This is a genomic window from Stenotrophomonas sp. YJH_SMC_119 (assembly GCF_059368315.1).
In genome coordinates, this window is record NZ_JCAFRP010000006.1 from 201,580 (window position 1) to 218,541 (window position 16,962).

Consider the following 16,962-nt stretch of genomic DNA (forward strand, 5'->3'; position numbering starts at 1 on the left):
CGGCAGTACAGTCGGAAACCTTGAAGGAAGCAAAAAATTGGACATGACCACGAACGAAAAATCAGCCCGCGCACTGCCAGTGCAGGACGCGCGGATCTACCCGCGCGGTGGGCTGGATGTGCTGTCGCGGGCCGAAGTGGCCCGCTTGCGCGATGCCTCTGCCGGCGGCATGCACGAGCTGCTGCGCCGCTGCGCGCTGGCCGTGCTGACCAGCGGCAGTGCCTCTGACGATCCTCGCGCGGCGCGCGATCTGTATCCCGATTTCGACATCCAGGTGGCGCAGCAGGATCGCGGCGTGCGCATCGACCTGGTCAACGCACCGGCCATGGCCTTCGTCGATGGCGAGATCATCCGCGGTGTTGCCGAACTGCTGTTCGCCGTGGTGCGTGACCTGGCCTACATGGCCATCGAGATGGGCCCTGCCTACGCGGCCGAGCTGGAGTCGTCCGAGGGCATCACCAACGCGGTGTTCGGCCTGCTGCGCAATGCGCGCATCCTCAACCCGGGTGACCCGAACCTGGTGGTGTGCTGGGGCGGCCACTCGATCTCGCGCGACGAGTATCTGTACACCAAGCAGGTGGGCTATGAACTGGGCCTGCGCGGCCTGGACATCTGCACCGGCTGCGGCCCGGGCGCGATGAAGGGCCCGATGAAGGGGGCCACGATCGCCCATGCCAAGCAGCGCCGTACCGTGACGCGCTACATCGGCCTGACCGAGCCGGGCATCATCGCCGCCGAGTCGCCGAACCCGATCGTCAACCACCTGGTGATCATGCCGGACATCGAGAAGCGCCTGGAGGCCTTCGTCCGCATCGGCCACGGCATCATCGTGTTCGCCGGTGGCGTCGGTACCGCCGAGGAAATCCTGTACCTGCTCGGCATCCTGCTGCGCGAGGAAAACAAGGACCTGCCGTTCCCGCTGATACTGACCGGACCGACCGTGGCGGCGCCGTACTTCGAGCAGATCGACCGCTTCATCCGCCTGACCCTGGGTGACGCGGCCGCCGAGCGCTACGAGATCATCGTCGGCGACCCGGTGGCGGTGGCGAAGAAGATGGCCAACGGCATCAAGCGCGTGCGCGAGCACCGCCTGGCGCAGAAGGACTCGTTCTTCTTCAACTGGTCGATCGAGATTCCGTGGGAGTACCAGCAGCCGTTCGTGCCCACCCACGAGGCGATGGCCGCATTGGACCTGCACCACGGGCGTGCGCCGCATGCGCTGGCGGCCGACCTGCGCCGCGCGTTCTCGGGCATCGTCGCCGGCAACGTGAAGGAAGACGGCATGCGTCGCATCGAACAGTTCGGACCGTTCCAGATCCATGGCGACCCGGACATGATGCAGGCGCTGGACGCGTTGCTGCGCGCTTTCGTCGAGCAGCGCCGGATGAAGATCTCCGGCGAATACCAGCCCTGCTACCAGGTGCTGGCCTGAGCCCGGGCCGGTGCGATGGGGATCGCGCCGGCCGGGGTGGGAAGGTGCGGGTCGTCAAGGCTTTGACGCCCGTCGCCCTGGATTGACCGTTCATCCTGCCGCCGCTTGCCGGTGGCGGGACGATGGCCCATCGTGGCCATCAACACGCTGGGGAGCGTCCAATGTCTTTGCGCCGGCAAAACGGCTTCACGCTGGTCGAGTTGATGATCACGCTGGTCATCCTGGTCATTCTGGCCAGCATCTCCTATCCCAGCTTCCGCACCGCGATGCGCTCGAACCGGCTGACCACCACCAACAACGAGGTGATCGGTCTGTTGTCGCTCGCTCGCAGCGAGGCCATCCGCAACCGCCATGGTGGCGGGGTGTGCGGCAGCAGCAACGGCACGTCCTGCGATGGTGAGTGGAGCAAGGGCATGCTGGCCTGGGGCGACGCCGATGGCGATGGCTCCGTCAGCGGCAGCGAAAGCGTGCTGCGCTTCTCCAAGGGCAGCAGCAGCCTGGCGGTCGAGGCTCCCAGCCCAACCGTCATCACCTTCGATTCCCAGGGACGCCGCCGCGCGTCCGCCGACCAGGTCGTGAGCCTGGTGCCGCAAGGCTGCAAGACGGGTGACCCCATGCGGACCCTGACCGTCCTATTCTCCGGCCAGGTCCGCTCCACCGCAGGAACCTGCAAATGAAACGTCGTCGTTCCGGCATGGGCGGGCCTGCCCGCAGTCGTGGCTTCAGCCTGATCGAGGTGCTGATCGCGCTGCTGGTGCTGGCGTTCGGCCTGCTTGGCTTTGCGCTGCTGCAGACCATGAACGTGCGGTTCGTGCAGAGCGCCAGCCAGCGCACCCAGGCCACCAGCCTGGCCTACGATCTGATCGAGCTGATGCGCGTACAGCGCAGCGAAACCCTCAACGGTGGCGAATACACCAAGGCCTCCTTCACTGCCGGCTCGGTCACCGCGCCGGCTGGCCCCTGCACCTGGCCCAACAGTGCCGACGTGACAGCCTCCAAGGCGAACGTGGCGCGCTGGCAATGCCAGGTCGTCAAGGTGCTGGGAGGCAAGGCCAGCGCCAACGTGACCGTCAATGATGGTCTGGTCACGGTGGGCATCGGCTGGGGAGACGAGCGATGGAACGCAGCCAATCCCGACAGCATCACCACGTTCACCCTGGTTACCCGTCTATGAAGCGCGCGCCTTCCGCTGCCAGCCATGCGGCTGGCCTCTCGCTGGTTGAACTGCTGATCTCGCTGGTCATCGGCCTGGTGCTGATGCTGGGCGTGACCCAGATCTTCATGGCTTCGCGGGCGGCCTCGCAGCTGTCCGAAGGTGTCGCGCGCACCCAGGAGAACGCCCGATTCGCGTTGGAGTTCCTCGAGCGCGACATCCGGATGGCCGGGCACATGGGCTGCGTGAATGACCAGGCGCACCTGGTGCGCGCCCAGGACAGTGTCAAGGTCAACATTGCCGGCGTGAAGTCGGGTGATGGCAGCCCGATGGACTTCTCGGTGCCGATCCAGGGTTACGAGGCACAGGGCACCGCGCCTGGCAACAAGCTGACCCTCGGCGCAAGCTGGGGGGCTGCCGGCAGCACGCCGTCGGCGATCACCAATCTGAAGCCCAAACCGCTTGGCGGCAGCGACATCATCGTGATGCGCTACCTTGCGCCGGAAGGCTCGCCGGTGCTGTCCATCGGCTCCGGTACTTCGCCGGACATCACGATCGCCAGTGACGCGGCGGCCCGCCTGTCGGCCGGTGCCGTCACCACGCCCTCGGCGTTTGCCGTGGCCGATTGCAGCAAAGTGGACGTGTTTGCCGGAAAAATCGCCGGCAGCACGATCACGGCCAGCAAAGCCGATCTCTCGGCGTATTCGGCCAACAACGCGGTGACCATGGTCTATCGGGTGGAATCGATGGCGTACTACGTGGCAACGAATACCGCCGGCGAACCCGCGCTGTACCGCGCGCGTGGCGCTGGCGACAACACGTTCGCCACCGGTGAGGAGCTGGTGGAGGGCATTGAGAGCCTGCAGTTCCTCTACGGCCAGGATACCGAGACGGCGATCAGCAGCACCGCGCCGCCGACCGGGGTAATCGCCTTCCAGAAGACTGCCAGCGGGGTCAGTACCGGTACCGATGCCGCCGCTGTCGCTGCGTGGCGACGGGTTGGCCTGGTGCAGTTTGGACTGCTGGTGCGCAGCCCGCAGCGCGCCGCGGCCGAGCAGGCCAATACGGCCGTGGCCCAGCTGGGCGTGCTCGGCGTTGGCTTCAATCCGCCCACGACCTACGACGATCGCTACCGCGCCTCCTACGAGGTGTCCGTGGCACTGCGCAACCGACTGTTCGGGAACTGACCCATGAAGCCCTCCGTCTCCCGTCGATTCCAGGGGCGTACGCAGCAGCGCGGTGCGGTGCTGTACGTGGCTCTGATGCTGTTGATCCTGCTGTCGCTGATCGGCGTGGTCGGCATGCAGGTGGCGAGCATGCAGGAGCGCATGTCCTCCAACTACCGGGCCGCCAACGTGGCGTTCCAGGCCAGCGAGCGGGCGGTCCGTGACGCCGAGCGGTCGATCGAGGAGATCGACAACAATACCGGCGACGGCGGCTCGTTGAAGGCTGACGCCATCAAGCGCATCTGCGATGACGGCTTCGATCCCACCCGCTGGGTGGGAGAGCAGAAACTGTCGGCGGCGCCGGTGGTCAGCGTGCGCCGCATCGACGCCTGCATCCAGGGCGAATCGACGCTGGGCATGGGCACGCCGGAAAGCGAAGAGCCCACCCGCGTCTACCAGATCACCGCGTTCGGCTCCGATCGCGATGCCGCCACCAGCAACGAGGGTACTTCCTCGGCGGCTGTCGACACTGTTTTCAAGCTTTGAGGAACCCGGTCATGGCGACCCGAAAGATCAAGATCCTGGCCGGCTCCGGGCTGTTGCTGGCGGTGGCTGGCGGCACCTGGCTTGCGATGAACCTGTTCGCCGCGCAGGCGCAGGGCACATTGTCGCAGCACCCGATGAACCTGAAGGTCTCCGCGCCGCCGTCATTCATCATGGCGGTGGACGATTCGGGTTCGATGACCTTCCAGACCCAGTTCCCGGGGCAGGATGGAACGGCGTGCTGGAGCAACGCGCGCAAGAGCTTCTTCAAGTCGGCCGGGGTCCTGAACAAACCGGATGACATCATTGCTTACGATGCGTGGAACAGGCCCTACAACGATGGGCAGTGCAACTATTTCTACCTGTTGCCGGGGCCGCGGATCAACACCAGTTATCTCGGAATCCCTGCGTTGGACGTGTTCGGGTTTGCCCGATCCGCTGCCTACAATCCAGCCTACTACGATCCCTCGATCCAGTATCAACCCTGGCTCCGTATCGTCAATGAGGCTGTTGAATCCTACCCGGCATCGGTCGCCAGTGCCGCGCTCATTGATCCGCGTAACCAGAATGACAGCAACTATGTCGTAAATGTATCGAGCAGCTACCTGGGAACTCGATCCTGGGATGTGCAGCGCATGCAGGACGGCATGTATGCCCCGCCGGGCCAGCGATACATGACCGTATCCGACTCCGGACGGTTCAGTTCCGTGCAGGAGAACAAATCTGGGACCTCATGGTCGTCCGCGGCCAACGCGTCGTTGGAGTACACGCCTGCGACGTTCTATATGCCCTTCAAGAGCGATGGCGACCCCTACCCGCAGTTGGCGGGAACGCCCAATGCCTATGCCAACGCGGGCAACAATCGGACCAAGGTCCTGGATGCCTGCGGCAAGGGTTGCCACATGTGGAAGTACGTGCTCACGGCAAGTGATGCGGCGGCAATGCAGAACTTCGCCAACTGGTTTACCTACTACGGAAACCGCAACCGCGCGATGATCGCGGGCATGACGCATGCGTTGAATGTCAACGATATGTATGTCGGCTATTTCAGGATCAACGATTTCCTGAAGTACAACAGCTCGACGGATGCTGCGAAGCGTCTAACGATCCAGGACATGAGCCTGATTGGTCAGAAGACTCAGCTGTATAACGACATGATCGCACTGACGGCCAGCGGTGGCACGCCAAACCGCAATGCGGTAAATGCGGCCGGCCTGCAGTTCATGCGAACCGACGATGCGGCCCCCATCAAGCTTTCCTGCCAGAAAAACGCGGTGATGCTGTTCACCGATGGCTACAGCAACAACGGCAACGGGTTCCCATCGAGTTCGATCCCCACCCCAGGGAACATTGACGGTGCCATGGGTGCCCCGTTCAAGGACAGCAACTCGGATACGATGGCTGATATCGCGGCGTACTATTACGTCAATCCGTTGCGCACCGATACCGCGATGCCCAAGGGCAATGTGCCGGTGCCGGAGCAGTGCGCGACCAGTACAGACAAGTCGCTGGACTGCAACAAGGACCTGCATATCAACTTCTACGGGATCACGCTGGGCGCGCGTGGCAATCTGTTCGATCCGAACAAGCAACAGAACCCGTATACCGATTCGGCGGTCTACAGCAACTGGCCAAGTCGCCAGAACGACAACCCCAGCACCGTGGATGACATCTGGCACGCCGCGACCAATACCCGCGGTGAGTACATCAACGCGCGTACTCCGGCAGACATCACCACGGCCATGCGCCGGGTGCTCTCGTCGGTCACCTCCGGGCCAGCGCCTTCGGGCAGCCAGGGCCTGACCGGCGCGCGTATCGGTACCGGGTCGCTGGCGGTCACGCCCCAGTTCGAAGTGGCCAACGAGGAAACCGATTGGTTCAGCCGCCTGAAGGCATCCAAGCTTGCGGTGAACGACAAGACGCAGCAGACCGAGTACACGCAGGTGTGGGAAGCGGCCGAGAAACTGGGCGCGCAGCGTTCGCGCACCATCGTCGCCACCAAGGGCAATGCTGCAGTTGACTTCAGCAGCACCAACATCGCCTTCACCGATCTCTGCAACAAGGACGAGAAGCAGTATCCGGGTATTGCGCGCTGTTCTGCGACCGAGGCTGAAAAGCTGGGCGGCGACATCGCCACGGCCATGGCTTATCTGCGCGGCGACGCATCACGCGAAGTGCGCAACTCGGGGGGCATCTATCGCACCCGTACCACCGTGCTGGGTGACATTGTCAATTCCAGCCCGGTGATCAGTTCGCCCCGCGACGACTATGGCTACCAGCGCATCAGCACCGCGATGGCGACCTCGTATGCGACGTACCTGACCCGCAAGCGCAACAATGGCCGCTACATGGTCTATGTCGGTGCCAATGACGGCATGCTGCATGCCTTCGACGGTGGCATGAACGGCAATGGCGTAAGTGACGGTGCCGGTGGCAGCGAGACCTTCGCCTACATCCCTGGAACCGCGCTGGGCCACATGGCCAACCTGCTGTATCCCTACGTGGCGGCCAACAAGTCCGACCAGCGCTTCCGTCATCGCTACTACGTGGATGGACCGATCGCGGTGGCGGACGCGCAGATCGGTGGCAACTGGGCCACGGCACTGGTCGGTACGGCCGGCGCCGGTGGGCGCTCGGTGTTCGCGCTGGATGTGACCACGCCGTCCAGCTTCGGTACCGGCAATCGCCTGTGGGAAATCAGTGACGTGGCGCCGGGGCTCGACAGCACCGTGAAGGCGAATATCGGTCATGTCCTTGGCAAGCCGGTGATCGTGCCGGTGAAGGAAGGGACCGGGGTGGCGTGGAAAGCGATCTTCGGCAACGGTTACAACAGCCTCAGCCGCAAGGCCGTGCTGTTCGTGGTCGACCTGGGATCGGGCGCGGTGCGGATGATCACTGCTACCGAGGCCGCAGCAACCGCACCTGCCGGTGACAATGGCCTGGGCAACATCGTAGCTGTCGACCGTTGGCGCGCCGACAGCGCCGGTGGGACCGGGCGTGTACGTGGCCGTGACGGCCTGGCGGACACGATCTATGCGGCCGACCAGCGCGGCGCGCTGTGGAAGTTCGACCTGGAAAGCACGGCGACCTCGGTCACCACGCCGGTGTTCACCACGGCGCGCCAGACCAACAACAACAACCAGGTGTATCGCCAGCCGATTACCGGTGGCATGACCGCCGTGACCGGACCCGGTGGTGGCGTGATGCTGGTGCTGGGTACCGGCAGCTTCTCCTTCGACAATGACCCTCAGGATCTCACCGCGCAGTCGCTGTACGGTGTCAACGACACCAGCAAGGATCAGCCGGAGGCCACGATCGTGCCCGCCAATCTGGTGGCCTATACGGTGACCACCACCAACAAGTTGCGCACGGTCACGGCCACGCCCTTCTCCGGGGCGGCGCGCGGATGGAGCATTGCACTGCCCGGCGCAGGTGAACGCTTTGTTGGTAATCCTGCCGTGGCGTCGGGAACGGTGTTCATGCCGACCTACATGCCTACCGCGGGTGGCCGTGGCTGTTCGACCGAGGGAAGCAACTGGCTGTTTGGCCTCAATCCGATCTCGGGTGTTGCATCGCTGGAGCAGGCGCGGGTCGGGTCCATTACCGGCACGCCCTACGGAGCGGGCACGGCTGGCGTGAGTCTCGACACCGGCGGCACCGCACCGGTGAAGGACGTCAATGTCTCGGTGATGCCGCGCCTGGCAAAGGGTGCCGATCGAGGCGGACGTGCCTGCTGGATGGCGGTCAATGTGGCGGGTGCTCCGACGATGTACGTGCCTTATCCCTGCGGTCGCCAATCCTGGCGCCAGATCCAGTAACGAAGACATGCCCATGAGCCTGAACACTCTTTCCCGTACCCTGCGTCGTCCCGGCAAACAGCACGGTTTCTCCCTCATCGAACTGATGATCGTGGTGATCGTGCTCGGCATCCTGGCCGCGATTGTCGTTCCGTCGTACCAGCAGTACATCCGCCAGTCGCACCGGGGCGTGGCCAAGGCGGACCTGGTGGAATACGCGCAGCGTGCTGAGCGCTACTACTCGGTGAACAACACCTACTCGGGCTTCGCGCTGCCCAGCAAGGTGTCGCCGCGCGAGGGCGGGACCACACGGTACGCGATCACGTTCGATGGCAAGGCGTCCTCGTTCACGCTGACTGCGACGCCCCAGGGCAACCAGACCAAGGACAGCTGCGGGACGCTGAGCGTGGACCAGGCCAACCGCAAAACGGCCAGCGGCACGGTTTCCGATTGCTGGTAAATCAGGTGTTGATCTTCCTCTGAACGCCCAGTACAATGCGCCTCCCCGCCCGAATAGCTCAGCCGGTTAGAGCACTTGACTGTTAATCAGGGGGTCGTTGGTTCGAGTCCAACTTCGGGCGCCAGATACTGCAAAAGCCGCGAGAAATCGCGGCTTTTGTCGTTTTGGCCCGTCAGCAGGGAAGGGTGCGGTCGACACGCTCGCTGCGGATGCGGCCGCCGTTGTTGATGACCAACCTGCCATGCAGCCGGTCTCCTGCGCAGATGCGCAGCGTCAGATTGGCACCGGGACTGCGCCCGTCAGGCTGGAAGAACAGCAGCGGCCGTCCACCGCTGGCCTGGGCGACGATGGCGATGTCGGTCCGGCCTTGATGGTGGATCAGGATGTCCTGGGCGGATGCTGGTGTCCCCCGGTGCCTGCCGCTGCGATAGATGATCCACCCTGCGCTCCAGTCGCGGGAGCACTGCTCACCGTCGTCGCTGGCGCACAGCCCGATCAGTTCGCGGCGCTTCAGGGCCTCGCTTCTGGCGCTGGAAAGACTGGCATGCAGGGTCAGCTGCAGGGCGTCGGCGCGTTGCCGCAACAGCACCGGGCGCAGGGCCGGCCAGCCCACGGCCAGCAGAACGGAAAGGATGGCGATCACCACCAGCATCTCAACCAGATGCATGCCGGGTGATGCTGAACGACAGTGGGCGGGAGTGCGATGCATGGCATCAAGCCTCGCGCCGCAGCGGGACGGCCGCCATCAGGCACTGCCGCGCCCGCCTGCCCGGAAAGCCCTCAGCCGGCCGTCACCCCTTGCCCCGTATACTTGTCCTTCCCGGGAACTGGCAACACCATGAGCGACCGTTTCGAACTCGTCTCGCCGTATTCGCCGGCGGGCGACCAGCCTGATGCCATCGCGAAGCTGACCAGCAACTTCGAGGCGGGCATCGCCAAGCAGACCCTGCTGGGCGTCACCGGCTCGGGCAAGACCTACACCATCGCCAACGTCATCCAGAACGTGCAGAAGCCGACGCTGATCATGGCGCCGAACAAGACGCTGGCGGCGCAGCTGTATGGTGAGTTCAAGGCGTTCTTCCCGCACAACGCGGTCGAGTATTTCGTCAGCTACTACGACTACTACCAGCCGGAGGCCTACGTGCCTTCGTCGGACACCTTCATCGAGAAGGACAGTTCGATCAACGAGCACATCGAGCAGATGCGGCTGGCCGCGACCAAGACCCTGCTGTCGCGCCCGGATGCGATCGTGGTGGCCACGGTGTCGGCGATCTATGGCCTGGGTGCGCCGGAGGACTACCTGTCGCTGCGCCTGATCCTGTCCAAGGGTGAGCGCATCGACCAGCGCGACCTGATCAATCACCTGACCCAGCTGCAGTACACGCGCAATGAGTACGAGCTTCAGCGCGGCACGTTCCGCGTGCGTGGCGAAGTGATCGACGTGTTCCCGGCCGAGTCGGACAGCGAAGCGCTGCGCATCGAGCTGTTCGACGGCGAGGTCGAGAAGATCACCCTGTTCGACCCGCTCACCGGTGAGACGATGCGCAACATGCAGCGTTTCACCGTCTACCCCAAGACCCACTACGCCACTACCCGCGAGCGCGTGCTGGCCGCGGTGGAAACGATCAAGGTGGAGTTGAAGGAGCGGCTTGAGCAGCTGTACGCGGAAAACAAGCTGGTGGAGGCGCAGCGCCTGGCACAGCGCACGCAGTTCGACATCGAGATGATGGCCGAGGTCGGGTTCTGCAACGGTATCGAGAACTACTCGCGGCACCTGACCGGCAAGAACGCCGGCGAGCCGCCACCGACGCTGTTCGACTACCTGCCGCCGGACGCGCTGCTGGTCATCGACGAATCGCACGTGACCATTCCGCAGATCGGCGCCATGTTCAAGGGCGATCGCTCGCGCAAGGAGACCCTGGTCGAGTTCGGATTCCGCCTGCCGTCGGCACTGGACAACCGACCGCTGCGTTTCGAGGAATGGGAGGCGCGTTGCCCGCGCGCGATCTACGTGTCCGCCACGCCGGGCCCGTATGAGTACCGCGAGGCCGGCGACGAGATCACCGAGCTGGTGGTGCGCCCGACAGGCCTGATCGATCCGGTGGTGGAGATCCGCCCGGTGGGCACCCAGGTCGACGACCTGATGAGTGAGGCCAACGCGCGCATCAAGGCCGGTGACCGAGTGCTGGTCACCACGCTGACCAAGCGCATGGCCGAGAACCTCACCGAATACCTGACCGAACACGGTATCCGCGTGCGTTACCTGCACTCGGACGTGGATACGGTCGAGCGCGTGGAGATCATCCGCGACCTGCGCCTGGGCAAGTTCGATGTGCTGGTGGGCATCAACCTGCTGCGCGAAGGCCTGGACATGCCCGAGGTGTCGCTGGTGGCGATCCTCGACGCCGACAAGGAAGGCTTCCTGCGCTCCACCGGTTCGCTGATCCAGACCATCGGCCGCGCCGCCCGCAATGTGCGCGGCAAGGCGATCCTGTATGCGGACAAGGTGACCCGCTCGATGCAGGCAGCGATCGACGAGACCGACCGCCGCCGCGCCAAGCAGGTCGAGTACAACGAAGAACATGGCATCGTGCCGCGCTCGGTGGCGCGCCCGATCGTCGACGTCCTCGAAGGTGCGCGTTCGGATGCGGCGGAGAAGGAAGCCAAGAAGGGCAAGGGCAAGGGCAGGGCGGGTGTTGCCGAGGACGGAGCCGATTACCGTTCGCTCGGTCCGGCGCAGCTGGCGGCGCGTCTCAAGGCGCTGGAACAGCAGATGTACCAGCACGCCAAGGACCTGGAATTCGAGGATGCCGCACGGGTGCGTGACCAGATCCGGCAGCTGAAGGAAGCGAGTCTGGGCTGAACGCGGCGGTGCAGCATCTTCTTCACAAAAGTGTTGCGCTTCACGGCCGGCATCCGTAATATACGCGGCCTGCACCGACGCAATCGCGGACGTTCAGAAGCAAAAACGGGCGGTTAGCTCAGCGGTAGAGCACTACCTTGACATGGTAGGGGTCACAGGTTCGAACCCTGTACCGCCCACCACGAAGTCTCCGGAAGGAGGCTGTCGTGAACTGAAGAGCCCGGCCCTGGCGCCGGGTTTTTACGTAGCAAGGCCAGCTTTCGGGCGGCAGGAACAAGATGGGCGGTTAGCTCAGCGGTAGAGCACTACCTTGACATGGTAGGGGTCACAGGTTCGAACCCTGTACCGCCCACCACCTGGCTCCCGGCATTGCCGGTGCAGCGGTGGATCACGATGAAAGCCGGCCCTGGGCCGGCTTTTTCGTTTACGACGGTTGCCGGTGCCGGTGCCGGTGCCGGTGCCGGTGCCGAGCGTCAGCGCTGGGCAACCCATTCGTCGATGCTGATCATGCGCTGCAGCCGCCAGTGCCCGTCCACGCGTTCCCAGACCTGCGCGAAACGTGCTGAACCGGCCTGATGCTGCTGGCCGCCTGCAGGCAGGCGCTGGTTGCCCACGCGCAGCACGCGGTCCTGGCGTAGCCGGTACAACTGCAGGGCCGTCGGCTCCGGTGTCTGGTCATGTGCCGGGGGCACGCCCGCATGCCCGGCGTCGGCCTGCAGGATCTGGCTGCGCAGGGAGGCATCCCCGGCGTCGGCATCGCGGCCGAACAGGCCAGCGCACAACAGCAGCAGGGCAAGCATCGGCATGGCACGGTGCTCCGGAGAAGGGAGTCCAGCGTGGCACTGCCCCCTGCGCTGTGAAACCGGTATGCGACGAAAGCCGGAAAAGCGCCCGCCAAGTCGCTGCGGGAAGGATGAATCCGGGCCAGGAAGTGCCGGGCCGCGCTTCAAGGCGGCCCGGCGTGGTGGGCCACTGCGGGGTGGCCCGGTCATGGCCGCGGCGCTGGCTCAGCTCCGCGGCGGGTGTGGCAGGTCAGCGATGCCGACCCCATGCACGGATCCGGTTACAACGGATCGCAGCACAGCAGCTGGCCGTGCTTGCCCGCGTTGCCGAACGGGCACTGCGGGTGTGGTTCGCAGCCCGGTGCATATCCGGTCTTGGGCGAGACGGCGAAGGCCTGGCTGGCGCCGAAGGCCATGGCCGCGACAACGACGATACCGGCGACGGACGAAAGCACTTTCTTTCCGATCATGTGTATCTCCTTGGTTGGCGTTGTGGAGTTGCAGTTGCCGAAGGCACGGGAGTGCCGGTTGTGGCGCGAATGCGGTAACAGGGGGCCGCGACGCAATGCGCGGCACGCGGGATCAGGGCAGCGCCGGCTTCGGTGCGAGCGACGCGACGGCAGCCTGCACGACCTGGGCGTCGAGCTGGCCGACATGCTTGTAGGCAACGCGGCCATCGGCAGCCAGCACCATCAGCATCGGCGTGACGGTGGCGCGATAGCGCGTGGACGCGGCGGCTTCGTTGTCGATGGCGATCGGGAAGCGCAGTGCATGTTTGCCGGCGTAGTCCGCCAGCTGGTCGTATGGCGGCATGCCGACACCGACCAGTTCGCTGTTGCCGCGGGCCGCAGCGATCTGTTGCAGCTGCGGTACCGAGGCCAGGCAGTAGCGGCATGCGGTGGAGAAGAAATAGAGGATCTGCGGAACCTCGCGGGCACCGCCGATATCGACGAAGGTCTGCTGCGTGGTGCGCAGCGCCAGCGCATCCGGGCGACTACCCAGTTCGAGGCCATGTGCTGCAAGACGCATGTCCTGCAGCTGCGTGGCCATCTGCTCATTGATCTGCCGCAGCTGGCGGTTCTGCCATCCGAGCGCGATGACCAGCACGGACAGCAGCAGGGCGACAACGGGGAACAGGACGCGCTTGAGCATCGATCATCCTTGAACACAGCGTTGGGTCGAACATACCCGAACTGGCGCGCAGGTTGTTAAGCGGATGTTCCCGGCACATCCTCCGACGGAGCGCATGTACTAGAGTTGTGCCCGCGCAGGCATGCGTGCATGCCCTCCACCCATCCCCAGGATCTTTCAACGATGAGCGATCATGTGCCGGTTTCCAGGCCCAATCCGTTCTTTGAACTGCTGTTCGGCGGCAACATGCTGGAAGGTACGTTCAAGGCAGTGATCTGGGTCGCCCTGTTGTCCGCTGTGCTGGCCTGGACCACGTTCCGCTGAGCGGGGGCGCGGCACTGCCGCCGCGTTGCGGCAGGCCGGTGCTCAGGCGCTGAAGGCCTGGCGCAGGCTGCGCAGGGTGGCCTGCCGGTGCTCTTTCGCGCTGGCCTCGCCCATTTCCAGTTCCTGCAGGCGCAGCCCGACCAGGGTCATCGAAAGCGCGTATCCCCGGGCTGCGTCGGCAACGCGCGACTGGCCGAGCGCGCGACGTGCAAGCGCGCTTACGTGCTCAAGGTCGGGCATCAGGCCAAGGTAGACGCGTTCGGCGCTGTCCAGATCGGGGGCTCGCAGGATCGCGTGTGCTTCGGAGGTGGGGGAGACGGAGGCCATGGGGAGTCCTTGTCCGTAGCGGGTGCTCGTTCAGAACGAGCGCATCAGGGAAATGAAGGCCGATGACTGAGTGCCGCGTCGTGCCATCGGGCTGTCCTTTACTGCATCGCCGAGCCACTGGTTGGCGACCACGCCGGTCGCGCGCCACTTCGTGCCCAGGGGCGTGCTGACCGCGATCTGCAGGCTCGGTGATGTCGCGCTGCCCGGGTTGTAGGCGGCAAGTCCCGAGCGCAGCGCTTCCTCATCGCTGATGCCGTAGTAGTAATCCAGCAAGCGTGCGCTGGAGTGGACCACGCCGACCTTCGGGACCCAGGTGAAGCGACCAGCCTGGATCGGATAGCTGTAGTGCAGGCGCGACTCCATGCCACCTCCGTGCCCGGTGACCTCGCGCATCACGCTGGCCTCGACGATGCCCCAGTCGGCGCTGTATTCACCATTGATGCCGGCCATGGCGGACATCTGCCGGCTGTGCAGGCGGCGCAGCTGAGGATCGTTCACGTCGTCGGTCTTGAAGCGCAGCGTGTAGGGCGTGACCGCCGCCGACAGGCGCAGGCCCTCGCGCTTGTACAGGTACATGCCCAGCGAGCCCGGGCTGGCGAAGAAGCGCTGGCCCTGCCAGGCAATGGACGGGACCACCAGTGGCTTGACGTCGTAGTGCGCATACGCGCCCGAGGTCGCGCCAGCACTGATGCCGGCCTGTATGCCCGGGTTGCTGTCGGCGGCCTGCGCGAACACCGGCAGGCCAAAGGCAGCGGAGAACAGCAGCGGGCGCAGCAGGGTCGAGGGCAGTGGCGGCATCGGTCAACGACGTTGCGGAGGATGGCTGCGCATGATGGGGGCGCAACATTGTCAGAACATTGCGTCGGCGCATCCGCCAGGCCGAAGCGGAAAAAGTGGGCGCCAGGCACTATGATCGGCACCGTTTCCGGTAGCCGAGCCCCCGATGCGCATCCTCCTGGTCGAAGACGATCCTGACCTGTCCCGTGCCCTGCAATCGGGGCTGGAGCGGCAGGGCGTGGTCGCCGATGTGGTTGGTTGCCTGGCCGAAGCGGCCATCGCGCTGCGCGAACCGGTGCACCAGCTGATGCTGCTCGACCGCCAGTTGCCTGATGGCGATGGCGCTGGCTTCGTTGCCGTTGCGCGGGCCCTGCGTCCGAACCTGGCGGTGATCATGCTGACGGCCAAGGGCACGCTGTCGGACAAGGTCGAGGGCCTGGATGTCGGCGCCGATGACTATCTGGTCAAGCCGGTGGCGATCGAGGAACTGATGGCGCGCATCCGTGCGGTCTCGCGACGGCCCTCGGCAATGGTGACACCACGCTTGCGACTGGGCCGGCTGGAGTTCGATTTCGAATCGCTGCAGGCGCAGGTCGATGGCCAGCTGCTGGCGCTGCCCCGGCGCCAGGTGCTGGTGCTGCAGGCGCTGGCGATGCGGCAGGGGCGCACCGTCACCCGCAGTGCACTGGAGGCGGCGGTGTACGGCTTCGATGACGAGATCCAGTCCAATGCACTGGACGCGCACATCTCCAAGCTGCGCAAGGCGCTGCAACAGGCCGGGGCCGGCGTGGAGATCCATGTGATCCGCGGCGTCGGCTACCTGCTGGCGGAGGCCTGAGATGGCACGCCCGATCCGTTCCATCACCCTGGGCCTGGCCTGGCGCCTGTTCCTTGCGCAGGCGTTCACCGTGCTGTTCGCGGTGGTCGCGCTGATCCTGACCTGGGGTGACAAGGACTCCTGGGGCATGGACATGTCACGGCCGAGGCGGTGGCCAAAGCCGTGCACAGCGAAGGCGGCCGGCTGGAACTGGACCAGGCGCGCTGGGACAAGCTCAATGCCGGGGCCGGCGGCAACCTCTGGTTCGCGGCGGTTGATGACAGGGGCACGTGGCTGGAGCGCGGCACGATTCCTGCGGTCCACGCGCCATTGCTGGCACGCTTGCCGACAGTGGGCGCCACCGAACTGGGTTCACTGGTGCCACCCTATCTGGACGTGGCGCGGGTGATGATCCGCAACGAGGATGGACGCCGCATCACGGTGATGGTCGGTGGTGCTCCAAAGGGTGGGTTGCTGGATGGCGCGCTGATGGTGCTGCGCCTGATCGGCCTGTGGTTCTTCCTGCCGTTGATCGTGGTCACGCTGCTGGTGATGCCGACGGTGATCCATCGCGCGATGCGCGGCGTGCGCCGCTCCGCGCAGCAGGCCAAGGAACTGGACATCGGCCAGCCGGGCGCGCGCCTGGATGCGCAGCTGGTGTCCACCGAGGTCGCACCACTGGTGGAAGCGTTCAACGATGCGATCGACAAGGTGCAGCAGGGCTATGCAGCGCGCGACAAGTTCCTCGCCGATGCCGCGCATGAGCTGCGCGTACCGATCGCGGTGGTGCAGGCGCGCCTGTCGCAGCTGCCGCAGGGTGAACTGAAATCGCAGTTGCTGACCGACGTCGCCCGCCTCGGCAACGTGGCTGAGCACCTGCTCGACCTGCAGCGTCTCGATCGCAATGTCGGCGCGCTGCAGCGGCTGGACCTGGCGTTGCTGGTGCGCGAGGCGGCCGCCGATCTGGCGCCGCTGGTGGTCGGCGCCGGTTATGGCTTCGAGGTGGATGCGCCGGAGTCGCCCGTGTGGATCCATGGCGACAGCCTGGCGCTGGGGCGGGTGATCGCCAACCTGGTGCACAACGCCATCGTCCATGGCGGCGGGCGCGGCACGATCTGCGTGCGCCTCGATGCACGCGGCCTGCTGGAGGTCAGCGACCAGGGCGCCGGCATTCCGGTCGGCGACCGCGAAGCGATCTTCGAGCCCTTCCACCGCCTGCGTGCAGCCGGCAGCGGCAGTGGCCTGGGCCTGCACCTGGTGAAGGAAATCGTGCAGCACCACGGTGGCTCGGTCAGCGTTGGCGAAGCGGCTGGCGGCGGCGCCAGCTTCAGAGTCAATTTCCACCGCGGTACCGTACGGCGCTGACAGGCGCACGGGGAAAGGCCCGATA

The 16,962-nt window shown here is 65.2% G+C and carries 16 protein-coding genes, 3 tRNA genes and 1 pseudogene; 14 read left to right on the forward strand and 6 right to left on the reverse strand.

Annotated elements, in window-relative coordinates:
- Positions 1 to 43: 43 nt before the first annotated feature.
- From ppnN to AC5P6S_RS11645, 8 genes are all read left to right on the forward strand, one after another.
- A complete protein-coding gene (ppnN, locus tag AC5P6S_RS11610) occupies positions 44 to 1,432 on the forward strand; it encodes a nucleotide 5'-monophosphate nucleosidase PpnN (RefSeq protein ID WP_032966556.1) in 1,389 nt (462 codons plus the stop codon).
- A gap of 161 nt (positions 1,433 to 1,593) precedes the next feature.
- Complete coding sequence (locus AC5P6S_RS11615) at positions 1,594 to 2,109, forward strand: GspH/FimT family pseudopilin (protein WP_005408856.1); 516 nt, start codon at positions 1,594 to 1,596, stop codon at positions 2,107 to 2,109.
- Positions 2,106 to 2,606, forward strand: coding sequence for a type IV pilus modification protein PilV (pilV, locus tag AC5P6S_RS11620; RefSeq protein ID WP_005408857.1), 501 nt, complete (start codon positions 2,106 to 2,108; stop codon positions 2,604 to 2,606). Before AC5P6S_RS11615 ends, pilV begins: the two co-directional genes overlap by 4 nt.
- Positions 2,603 to 3,772 (forward strand): PilW family protein, encoded by a 1,170-nt coding sequence (locus AC5P6S_RS11625; RefSeq protein WP_005408858.1) that lies wholly within the window; start codon positions 2,603 to 2,605, stop codon positions 3,770 to 3,772. The genes pilV and AC5P6S_RS11625 overlap by 4 nt, the downstream gene beginning before the upstream one ends.
- Before the next feature lie 3 nt (positions 3,773 to 3,775).
- Complete coding sequence (locus tag AC5P6S_RS11630) at positions 3,776 to 4,297, forward strand: pilus assembly PilX family protein (protein WP_005408859.1); 522 nt, start codon at positions 3,776 to 3,778, stop codon at positions 4,295 to 4,297.
- A gap of 11 nt (positions 4,298 to 4,308) precedes the next feature.
- On the forward strand, positions 4,309 to 8,112 hold the full coding sequence (locus tag AC5P6S_RS11635; RefSeq protein WP_164170802.1) for a pilus assembly protein: 3,804 nt from the start codon (positions 4,309 to 4,311) through the stop codon (positions 8,110 to 8,112).
- 13 nt (positions 8,113 to 8,125) lie between these two features.
- Positions 8,126 to 8,551: a type IV pilin protein gene (locus AC5P6S_RS11640; protein WP_005408861.1), complete on the forward strand. Its 426-nt coding sequence runs from the start codon at positions 8,126 to 8,128 to the stop codon at positions 8,549 to 8,551.
- A gap of 47 nt (positions 8,552 to 8,598) precedes the next feature.
- A tRNA-Asn gene (locus tag AC5P6S_RS11645) sits at positions 8,599 to 8,675 on the forward strand.
- Between the two features lie 48 nt (positions 8,676 to 8,723).
- Here AC5P6S_RS11645 and AC5P6S_RS11650 read toward each other — a convergent pair.
- Entirely contained in the window at positions 8,724 to 9,218 is a 495-nt protein-coding gene (locus AC5P6S_RS11650) for a GspH/FimT family pseudopilin (RefSeq protein ID WP_012479680.1), read from the reverse strand.
- A 171-nt stretch (positions 9,219 to 9,389) separates the two neighbouring features.
- Here AC5P6S_RS11650 and uvrB point away from each other — a divergent pair, with 171 nt between their 5' ends.
- The 3 genes from uvrB to AC5P6S_RS11665 all read left to right on the forward strand — a co-directional run bounded on the left by uvrB (position 9,390) and on the right by AC5P6S_RS11665 (position 11,769).
- Positions 9,390 to 11,414, forward strand: a complete 2,025-nt coding sequence (uvrB, locus tag AC5P6S_RS11655; protein WP_005408863.1) for an excinuclease ABC subunit UvrB — start codon at positions 9,390 to 9,392, stop codon at positions 11,412 to 11,414.
- A gap of 107 nt (positions 11,415 to 11,521) precedes the next feature.
- Positions 11,522 to 11,596: transfer RNA gene (locus tag AC5P6S_RS11660), tRNA-Val, on the forward strand.
- 98 nt (positions 11,597 to 11,694) lie between these two features.
- Positions 11,695 to 11,769 (forward strand) — tRNA-Val (locus tag AC5P6S_RS11665).
- Between the two features lie 118 nt (positions 11,770 to 11,887).
- Here AC5P6S_RS11665 and AC5P6S_RS11670 read toward each other — a convergent pair.
- From AC5P6S_RS11670 to AC5P6S_RS11680, 3 genes are all read right to left on the reverse strand, one after another.
- Positions 11,888 to 12,220 carry a hypothetical protein gene (locus tag AC5P6S_RS11670; protein ID WP_005412816.1) on the reverse strand — a complete coding sequence of 111 codons (333 nt, stop codon included), beginning with the start codon at positions 12,218 to 12,220 and terminating at the stop codon, positions 11,888 to 11,890.
- Between the two features lie 257 nt (positions 12,221 to 12,477).
- On the reverse strand, positions 12,478 to 12,666 hold the full coding sequence (locus tag AC5P6S_RS11675) for a hypothetical protein (RefSeq protein ID WP_005408865.1): 189 nt from the start codon (positions 12,664 to 12,666) through the stop codon (positions 12,478 to 12,480).
- A 112-nt stretch (positions 12,667 to 12,778) separates the two neighbouring features.
- Positions 12,779 to 13,348 (reverse strand): TlpA family protein disulfide reductase, encoded by a 570-nt coding sequence (locus AC5P6S_RS11680; RefSeq protein WP_005408866.1) that lies wholly within the window; start codon positions 13,346 to 13,348, stop codon positions 12,779 to 12,781.
- Positions 13,349 to 13,510: 162 nt separating this feature from the next.
- On the opposite strand from AC5P6S_RS11680, the gene AC5P6S_RS11685 reads away from it, so the two are divergent.
- The gene (locus tag AC5P6S_RS11685; protein ID WP_005408867.1) at positions 13,511 to 13,651 is read left to right on the forward strand and encodes a hypothetical protein; all 141 of its coding nucleotides are present in this window, start codon (positions 13,511 to 13,513) and stop codon (positions 13,649 to 13,651) included.
- Between the two features lie 42 nt (positions 13,652 to 13,693).
- Here AC5P6S_RS11685 and AC5P6S_RS11690 read toward each other — a convergent pair whose 3' ends face one another.
- Both AC5P6S_RS11690 and AC5P6S_RS11695 read right to left on the reverse strand, forming a co-directional pair.
- A complete protein-coding gene (locus AC5P6S_RS11690) occupies positions 13,694 to 13,978 on the reverse strand; it encodes a hypothetical protein (RefSeq protein WP_005408868.1) in 285 nt (94 codons plus the stop codon).
- 30 nt (positions 13,979 to 14,008) lie between these two features.
- Positions 14,009 to 14,776: a MipA/OmpV family protein gene (locus AC5P6S_RS11695; RefSeq protein WP_005412817.1), complete on the reverse strand. Its 768-nt coding sequence runs from the start codon at positions 14,774 to 14,776 to the stop codon at positions 14,009 to 14,011.
- Between the two features lie 145 nt (positions 14,777 to 14,921).
- Here AC5P6S_RS11695 and AC5P6S_RS11700 point away from each other — a divergent pair, with 145 nt between their 5' ends.
- Both AC5P6S_RS11700 and AC5P6S_RS11705 read left to right on the forward strand, forming a co-directional pair.
- Complete coding sequence (locus AC5P6S_RS11700; protein WP_005408870.1) at positions 14,922 to 15,593, forward strand: response regulator transcription factor; 672 nt, start codon at positions 14,922 to 14,924, stop codon at positions 15,591 to 15,593.
- 1 nt (position 15,594) lies between these two features.
- Positions 15,595 to 16,937, forward strand: a pseudogene (locus AC5P6S_RS11705) (sensor histidine kinase).
- Positions 16,938 to 16,962: the final 25 nt, after the last annotated feature.